This window comes from Morganella sp. EGD-HP17 (assembly GCF_000512315.2).
Lineage (GTDB): Bacteria > Pseudomonadota > Gammaproteobacteria > Enterobacterales > Enterobacteriaceae > Morganella > Morganella morganii.
Map to the genome: position 1 here is coordinate 1 of NZ_AZRH01000030.1, position 8,718 is coordinate 8,718.

At 48.7% G+C, this 8,718-nt stretch carries 7 protein-coding genes and 1 pseudogene; 1 reads left to right on the top strand and 7 read right to left on the bottom strand.

Going from position 1 to position 8,718, the window contains the following annotated elements:
- Positions 1 to 126: 126 nt before the first annotated feature.
- From X965_RS18125 to lolC, 7 genes are all read right to left on the bottom strand, one after another.
- Entirely contained in the window at positions 127 to 1,275 is a 1,149-nt protein-coding gene (locus tag X965_RS18125; RefSeq protein ID WP_036419608.1) for a tyrosine-type recombinase/integrase, read from the bottom strand.
- A 254-nt stretch (positions 1,276 to 1,529) separates the two neighbouring features.
- On the bottom strand, positions 1,530 to 2,099 hold the full coding sequence (locus X965_RS18130) for a fimbrial protein (RefSeq protein WP_004238104.1): 570 nt from the start codon (positions 2,097 to 2,099) through the stop codon (positions 1,530 to 1,532).
- Between the two features lie 262 nt (positions 2,100 to 2,361).
- Positions 2,362 to 3,594: a peptidase T gene (gene pepT / locus X965_RS18135; RefSeq protein ID WP_004238103.1), complete on the bottom strand. Its 1,233-nt coding sequence runs from the start codon at positions 3,592 to 3,594 to the stop codon at positions 2,362 to 2,364.
- A gap of 51 nt (positions 3,595 to 3,645) precedes the next feature.
- Complete coding sequence (gene cobB, locus X965_RS18140) at positions 3,646 to 4,494, bottom strand: Sir2 family NAD+-dependent deacetylase (RefSeq protein ID WP_024473418.1); 849 nt, start codon at positions 4,492 to 4,494, stop codon at positions 3,646 to 3,648.
- 85 nt (positions 4,495 to 4,579) lie between these two features.
- The gene (lolE, locus tag X965_RS18145; protein WP_036419610.1) at positions 4,580 to 5,827 is read right to left on the bottom strand and encodes a lipoprotein-releasing ABC transporter permease subunit LolE; all 1,248 of its coding nucleotides are present in this window, start codon (positions 5,825 to 5,827) and stop codon (positions 4,580 to 4,582) included.
- Complete coding sequence (gene lolD / locus X965_RS18150; RefSeq protein ID WP_004238099.1) at positions 5,824 to 6,519, bottom strand: lipoprotein-releasing ABC transporter ATP-binding protein LolD; 696 nt, start codon at positions 6,517 to 6,519, stop codon at positions 5,824 to 5,826. The genes lolE and lolD overlap by 4 nt, the downstream gene beginning before the upstream one ends.
- A complete protein-coding gene (lolC, locus tag X965_RS18155) occupies positions 6,512 to 7,714 on the bottom strand; it encodes a lipoprotein-releasing ABC transporter permease subunit LolC (protein ID WP_004238098.1) in 1,203 nt (400 codons plus the stop codon). Before lolC ends, lolD begins: the two co-directional genes overlap by 8 nt.
- A 239-nt stretch (positions 7,715 to 7,953) precedes the next feature.
- On the opposite strand from lolC, the pseudogene X965_RS18160 reads away from it, so the two are divergent.
- Positions 7,954 to 8,718 (top strand): annotated as a pseudogene (locus X965_RS18160) (transcription-repair coupling factor); the annotation flags it as partial.

Below are 8,718 nucleotides of genomic sequence, written 5' to 3' on the forward strand. Positions count from 1 at the left end.
CAAGTAAACACCATGAATTTAACAGAGAAAACTTACTAGATTAACCCTAAGTATCAATGTATTACATGTTCTATGCATCTTCATCGTTCATAACAGGGTTAACTATGAGCATGTTACTGAAATAATTTATGTTTTATCAATAGCATTTTTCATTAATAATATTGGTTCTTTACTTCTATATATACTATCTGTAATAGTGTTATTACTGTGTCCAAGTATTCTAAACCTGATATGATCCGGTAAATTTTCAATATCTCGAAGCCTATCACTCATACCATATCTATAATCATGAGGAGAGTGCTTCTCTCCTATTGTTCTAAATAATTTTGTCACTATATATGATGCCATATGATATGTATTCCACGGAAATATTGGCTTTATATCCATAACTCGATGTCTAATTAAATTTTCATGCAATGGAATTGTTCTAATACTATCTTTATTTTTAACTCTCTTCCCATTGTTTTTATTAATACTGATACAATGAATATCTACGTCTTTATCATTTATCGTTATATAGTCATCATGTGTTAATTGAATAACCTCTGTAATTCTCATTCCAGTATGATATAATATTTGCAACAGCCACCATTCTGTCGAACCATACCTAACATTAGTTAATGTTTTCTCATGTGATGAAAGTACCACTGATTTTTTCTTATTCAAACTTTCTGGATTTATAAATCCCATTCCAGTGAATGGATTTTTTATTATATACTCTTTGTGATTAACAGAGAAATTAAATAGAGCTGCTACTTTACGGTAAATACTCTGCCTTGATACTTCTGAAGGATAGATATCAACTAGTTTATTTTTAAAATTAGATACAACTTCTTTTGTTACTGTACGTATATCTTTATCACCATACCATTCTATAAATAAATTTACAGCATGTTGATTAGATTTTAATGTCAGAGGTTGCCATTTTTTGTACATATACCGATACCATTCTATAGACACATCACTTATTAAGTGCTTAACTTCATCTTGAATTTTATTATTTTGAATTACATTATTCCCCCAGCAATAATCCTCTGCATATCTCTTAATTTCATATTCAATATAACTATCCCTTTCTGAAATCAGAAGGCTTCTCATTTCATCAAATGTCAGATTATTATCTTTAATTCTAAAATATTTACTCAAAATAACATTTGAACGTAAAATTGCAGTATGAAAATCTCTTGTTCTAAGATCAAACCTTATAAGTTTTCCCTGGTGATATTTTTGCCAGATATAATAACCTCGTTTATTACATGAAAAGTACATGCTCATAGTTAACCCTGTTATGAACGATGAAGATGCATAGAACATGTAATACATTGATACTTAGGGTTAATCTAGTAAGTTTTCTCTGTTAAATTCATGGTGTTTACTTGTCCTGCGGATAAATAAACCGGGTGCCGCCGACAACCACGGCAGCAATCGCCTGACTCATTGTCAGAAAAGTAATAATAAGAAAAGTAAAACCGATTTTCATGATGCTGTTTATCCGGGGCGGCAACACCTGTTGCCGCCGGTATTAAATGTTACTCATAAGAAACAGTGTAATTCACCGTTGCATTACCTTCACCCGGTGTTGCCAGGCCGGTAGCCTGATACGCTGCGGTATAATTCAGAGTATAATCACGGGAATCGGCCTTTAGCAGAATATCACGATAGCCACCTGCCGGCGTTACCTGCTGCCCTTCAGCAGTCGCAATGCTGATCCCTACTTTTCCGGCACTTTTTTCATTGGCATCCAATGCATACAGCGTTGCATTGTCTGCATGCGCCGTGCCCTCCATTTTGATTTTCAGCGATGTCATTGCTAATGAACAGTTAATCAGAGAAATATCAAAGGCTTTTTCTTCCGTTCTGTCATCATTTTTCTTCAGTTTAGCGACTGAATGCTCGCCCAGATAAACATCTTTATCTTTTAGTGTAATATCACAGCTTGAGTCAGTGATTTTCCCTGTAAATCTGATATTCCCTGTTATTTCTTTGGGATCGACGTCGACTTCCGGAGCGATTTCATTAACATCACCATCCGCAGAGAATGCATTAAAGGAAAATAAAAGTAAGGATGAAATAATTAACTTTCTTTTAAATAAAGACATAAAAATTACCTTTTAAATATTCAACAAATATATGTTTCTTATGACATGTATTATCTGAACAGATATAATCATACACTAAATATTGACAAGCGGATGACTATACCAGCAGGAGATAAACAAACACAAAACAAAGATTAATCAGTGAGTGATAAAAAATCACATCAACATAATAATCTTACTGTTTATTTAAGTCAGTTTATTTAATAAAAAAGCCATCTTATGCAAGATGGCCTTTATAATATTTAATTGATATGTGAATTATTTATTTCTTCATATCCAGTGCAGTTAATTCTGCAATCCGCATAATCACGGAAACTGCCTGTTCCATGCCTTCCAGTGAGATAAACTCGTGTTTACTGTGGAAGTTATAACCACCGGTAAACAGATTCGGGCACGGCAGACCACGGTAAGAGAGTTGCGCACCGTCAGTACCACCACGGATAGGTTTGATATCCGGTTCAATATCGCAGTCAATCATTGCCTGTTTGGCCAGTTCAATCACATGCGGGTGTTTCACCACATGGTCGCGCATATTGTAATAGCTGTCATCAATCGTCAGCTCGATATAGCAGTCCGGATGCAGACCTTTACCGACTTTCTCGGCAATCGCAATCATATTGCTTTTGCGTTTTTCAAAATTGTTACGGTCAAAATCACGGATGATATAGTTCATTTCCGCGCGTTCAACCGTGCCTTTGATGCTTTGCAGATGATAGAAACCTTCATACCCTTCGGTATTTTCCGGCGTTTCTTCCGGCGGTAATTCGCTGTGGATGCGGGTTGCCAGTGACAGCGCGTTCACCATCACACCTTTGGCACTGCCCGGATGCACGTTATTGCCCTCAATACGGATGGCAACTGCCGCCGCATTGAAGTTTTCATATTCCAGCTCACCGACACCACCGCCATCAACGGTATAAGCCCACTGCGCACCGAATTTTTTCAGATCCACATACTGCGCGCCACGACCGATTTCTTCATCCGGCGTGAAGGCAATGCGGATATCACCGTGCGGAATATCACTGTTTTTCAGACGTACCATGGCAGTGATGATTTCTGCGATACCGGCTTTGTCATCCGCACCCAGCAGGGTTTTACCGTCGGTCATAATCAGGGTTTTACCCAGCATGGTGTGCAGCACCGGGAACATTACCGGCGACAGCACTTCATCGCCGATGCCGAGTGCGATATCACCACCACGGTAATTTTCCAGAACCTGAGGATTCACATTACGCCCGGAGAAATCCGGTGAGGTATCAAGGTGAGAAATAAAACCGATAACCGGTACCGGCCAGTCAACATTCGCCGGTAACGTTGCCATCACGCAGCCGTTATCATCCAGCGAGACATCTGATAACCCCAGCGTTTTCAGCTCTTTTTCCAGAGCACGCGCCAGCCTTAACTGACCGTCGCTGCTTGGTGTCAGCTTGGCTGACGGCTTCGACTGCGTGTCAAAAGAGACATAACCGAAAAAGCGCTCTAATAACTTATCCATGTGTTCCCCCAATAACATTGATTTCTTATTATCGGGGAAACATAAATTGAGTTATTGCGTCAAATCAGATTTAGTGTTGTTAATCTGCGCCAGCAGCTGACGGACATACTCCGGCACCACCTGCCCGGCAGGACCGTAGTGACACTCCTCAAACTCACTCTGCACCTTACTCGGTTCCAGATTGAGTTCCACTGTATGTGCCCCGCACAGCCGTGCCTCATGGACAAACCCGGCCGCCGGATAGACATGCCCGGAGGTACCGATGGCGATAAAGATATCCGCATCATTCAGTGCCTGATAGATTTCATCCATGCCGAACGGCATTTCACCGAACCAGACAATATGCGGCCGCAGCGGTGACGGGAACTGACAACAGTGGCAGCGCTCATCCGCTGACAGGTCACCGGTGCACGACTGAACCTGTCCGGACATCGCACAGCGAATTTTCAGCAACTCGCCGTGCATATGAATAATCCGCTGACTACCTGCCCGCTCATGCAGGTTATCAATATTCTGGGTGACCAGCAGGAAGTTATCCCCCAGCACCTGTTCCAGCTCCGCCAGGGCGAGATGTGCCGGGTTCGGCTGCACGTCAGGGGACTGTAACTGGCGGCGGCGGTCATTGTAAAACTGCTGCACCAGACGCGGATTGCGGGCATAGCCTTCCGGCGTCGCCACATCCTCGATGTTGTGCTCTTCCCACAGCCCGTCTTCCGAACGGAATGTCCGGATCCCGGACTCGGCGGAGATACCCGCGCCGGTCAGCACAACAATTTTAGGTTTAAACTGATCCATTTTTCCGGCCATCCATTTATCGCGATAGAAAAAGCGTAAGTGAAAACGCTGGCGCAGGATCCGCCGCTGTTTGCGTAACTTTCTTAATCGGTGCGTTCTGCGCATAATCCGGCCTTTGTTCATCACTGTCTCCGTTCAGGGTAATGCATCCGCACTTCGGATTCAAAAATCATTACAATTCCTGCGGGCTTTACTGCCCGCTCAGAATACGTGCCGGTTCAAGGCGGCAGGCGCGTCTCGCCGGATACCAGCTTGCCAGCAGGCTCAGCACAATGGTGGTTAAGACCACATACAGCAGATCGGTCAGCCGCAGCTCCGACGGCAGAAAATCAATAAAATAGACATCGCCGGACAACAGTTTGTGCCCGATAAGAAATTCAATACCGCGGATAAGCGGTGTCAGATTCAGCGCCGCCAGTGTGCCGAGAACCGCCCCGCTGATACAGCCGACCATGCCGGTCAGCAGTCCGTACCAGAGGAAAATGGAGCGGATCAGGCTGTCTTTCGCACCAAGAGTGCGCAAAATGGCGATATCCCCGCTTTTATCTTTCACGGCAATAATCAGGGTGGAAACGATATTGAAGCACGCCACACCAATCACCAGAATCATGGCCAGATACATAATACTGCGCACTAACTGAATGTCGCTGTACATATAGCCGTATTCGTTGATCCAGCTTTTATAAAAGACATGTTCACGGCTGGCTTCCGCCGCCCGCAGAACCACGTCATTGGCATTGAAAACATTATCCACACGGATTTCGATACCTGTGACGCCCTCACCGTAATCCAGATACTGCTGTGCATCTTCCAGCGGCAGCAGCGCCAGCCTGTGATCCAGCATGCCGCTTAAGCGGAAAATCCCCGCGACCTGCAAACGGATGCGTTTCGGCTGTAACAGGCGCTCCGTGCTGTCGTGATTCGGGATCATGATGGTGAGCCAGTCACCCTGCGCAACACCGAGGGAATTTGCCGCGCCGTCACCAAGGATTATCTGATTTTTCCCAGCCTGAAAATCCGCCCATGCATTATCCGCCACAAATTCCGGCAATCCGCTCACCAATTTCTGAGTGACCGGATCCACGCCCATTAGTTGCATGGCCTGTAATTTACTGCCTTTTTCTGCCAGCCCGGTAAATTCAATATACGGGCTGGCGGCCACCACACCCGGAGTATTTTTGATCCGCAGCAGGCTCTGCGCCCAGGTATCAAACGGCTGCTCAACAGTGGAAATCTGCCCCTGCGGCACCACGGAAAGTACCCGGTTCTCCAGCTCACGCTCGAAGCCGTTCATGGCACTCAGCCCGATAATCAGTACCGCCACCCCGAGCGTGATCCCCAGGGTGGAAATAACGGAAATCAGCGAGACCATTCCCGCCCGTTTCCGCCCTTTGCTGAAACGCAGCGCAGTCAGTAATGACAGCGGTAGTGCATTCATAGCGCCGTCTCCGGCTGTGCATTCAGAATACCGTCGCGCATTTCCATCTGCCGCCCCATTTTCGCCGCCAGGGCGAGGTCATGGGTAACCACCAGGAAGGCAGTGCCGAGGGTTTTATTCAGTTCGGATAACAAATCAAAAATGCTCTGCGCATTGCGCTGATCCAGGTTACCGGTCGGTTCATCCGCCAGCACCAGTGACGGTTTATTCACCAGCGCACGGGCAATCGCCACCCGCTGACGTTCCCCGCCGGAGAGCTCAGACGGACGATGATGGGCGCGCGCGGCCACACCGACCCGCTCCAGCATCTCCCCCGCCTGTGCCAGTGCTTTATCCCGCGCCATACCGCCGATCAGCAGCGGCATCGCCACGTTTTCCGCCGCCGTAAAATCGGGCAACAGATGGTGGAACTGATAAATAAAGCCCATTTCCTGATTGCGCAGCGCCGACAGGGCGTTCTGGCTCATGGCGGAAAGTGCCGTGCCGTTGAAAATCACCTCACCGGAGGTCGGGGAATCCAGTCCGCCGAGCAGATGCAGCAGCGTACTTTTCCCCGAGCCGGAACTGCCGACAATCGCCAGCATATCCCCGCGACGGAGTTCAAAATTAACCTGTTTCAGGACATCAGTTTCCACTGTGCCCTCATGATAGGATTTGCATAACTGACGACATGCCAGTAATAACTCACTCATAACGTAAAGCCTCCGCGGGTTGTACCGCTGCCGCCCGCCACGCAGGCCAGAGTGTGGATAATAACGAGATAAGCATGGCAGCCGCGCCGATAGTGATGACGCGCAGCGGCTCAATGACCGTCGGCAGCGCGATTCCTTTCGGGATCAGCCCCAGCAGCGGCATCAGAATATTCAGTTGTGACGATAGCAGTGTGCCCAGCAGAACGCCGATCACCGAGCCGAGGATCCCTGCCCCCGCGCCCTGAATCATAAAGATCAGCATAATTTTGCCGCGTGTCATTCCCAGGGTTTTCAGGATGGCCACTTCGGTCTGTTTTTCCATCACCAGCAAGGCCAGTGAGGTAATGATATTAAACGCGGCCACGGCGATAATCAGGCTGAGCAGCAGCCCCATCATATTTTTCTCCATGCGCACAGCCTGGAAAAACTCACCTTTCTGCACGCGCCAGTCTGTCCAGACCAGCCCTTCCGGTAATGTCTGCTGACTGAGGCTGTCCACCTGTAACGGCTGTGACAGATAGAGACGCCAGCCGGTGATATTACCCGCCGGATAGCGCATCAGACGTGCCGCATCCTCCTGATTCATCAGCACCTGGGTGTTATCGGATTCACTGCCGGAGGAAAAAAAGCCCGCCACGGTGAACAGGCGCTGGCTCGGGATGCGTCCCATCGGCGTCAGCTGCGACACATTCGGCACCAGGATACGGACACTATCCCCGCGTTTAAGCCCCATGCGTTTCGCCACGCCTTCGCCGACCACCACATGATACTGACCTGCCGCCAGGTCGGATGGCCGGGTATTCACCAGATAATTCATCAGCGGTTCATCCCCCAGCGGATCAATTCCGGTCACGGAGGCGATCCCCACATTGCCGGTGCTCTGCAATACCACATCACCGGTGACAATCGGGGCGGTTTTTACCACATCACGCAGCCCGGCTAATTGTGAGACCGGATGTGTCTGCGGATCCAGCACACCGTTTCCGGTGGTGATTACCGCCTGCGGCATAAAATCGAGGATACTCTGCTGCAATGAGCGTTCAAAACCGTTCATCACGGATGTCACGGTGATAAGTGCTGTCACCCCCAGCGTGATGCCGATGGCGGAAAGCAGCGAGACAAAACGGGCAAAGCGATCCGTGCCGCGTCCCCGCATGTAACGCAGACCGATTAAAAATGAGACAGACTGAAACATGAAATCTGAACGCCCCTGTTGCCAAAGCGAAGTGTTCAGGGATAATAAAGGCTCCGGTTGATGAATGGAACCACTCCCGCCCGTTTGCGGCAGTTTTTTTTCATTGACGGTCAGCGTGTTGCCGGTATCAGACCACCTCCGGACCGGCAGCGCGGCGGCCTTTTATTGCCCGGACAAGCCACTCCGGTATGGCAGAACCTTGTTACCTGACAGAAACACGCAGCCCGATGGAAAACCGAATGTCGCTGAAAACACGCTATGAACTCCCGGCCCGTGCCGCAGACACCCGCCAGCTCGGTGAAATGACCGGTGCAGCCTGTGCGGTGGAAACCGCGTCGATAATTGAACAACACGACGGCCCCGTTATCCTGGTGACCCGCGATATGCAGAATGCCCTGCGGCTGCGGGATGAAATCCGCCAGTTTACCGCGCTCCCGGCAGAAACCCTTGCCGACTGGGAAACCCTGCCGTATGACAGTTTTTCGCCGCACCAGGAGATTATCTCCAACCGGTTATCCACGTTATACCGTCTGCCGACCCTGGAAAAAGGCGCACTGATTCTGCCGGTCAATACACTGATGCAGAAAGTATGTCCGCCTGAATTTCTCACCAGTCATGCGCTGGTGATGGCCAAAGGGGAAAAGCTGTCGCGGGATAAGCTGCGTGAAGAGCTGGTTCAGGGCGGCTACCGTAGTGTCGAACAAGTACTGGAGCACGGCGAGTTTGCCATTCGCGGCGCATTGCTGGATCTGTTTCCGATGGGCAGCGAACTGCCGTTCCGGATTGATTTCTTTGATGATGAAATCGACAGCCTGCGCACCTTTGATGTCGACACCCAGCGCACCCTCGATGAAGTGAATGCGATCAATCTTCTGCCTGCTCACGAATTCCCGACGGATAAAGATGCTATCGAGCTGTTCCGCAGTCAGTGGCGGGAAACCTTTGAGGTGCGCCGCGACCCGGAGCATGTTTATCAGCAGGTCAGCAAAGGGACCCCGCCCGCC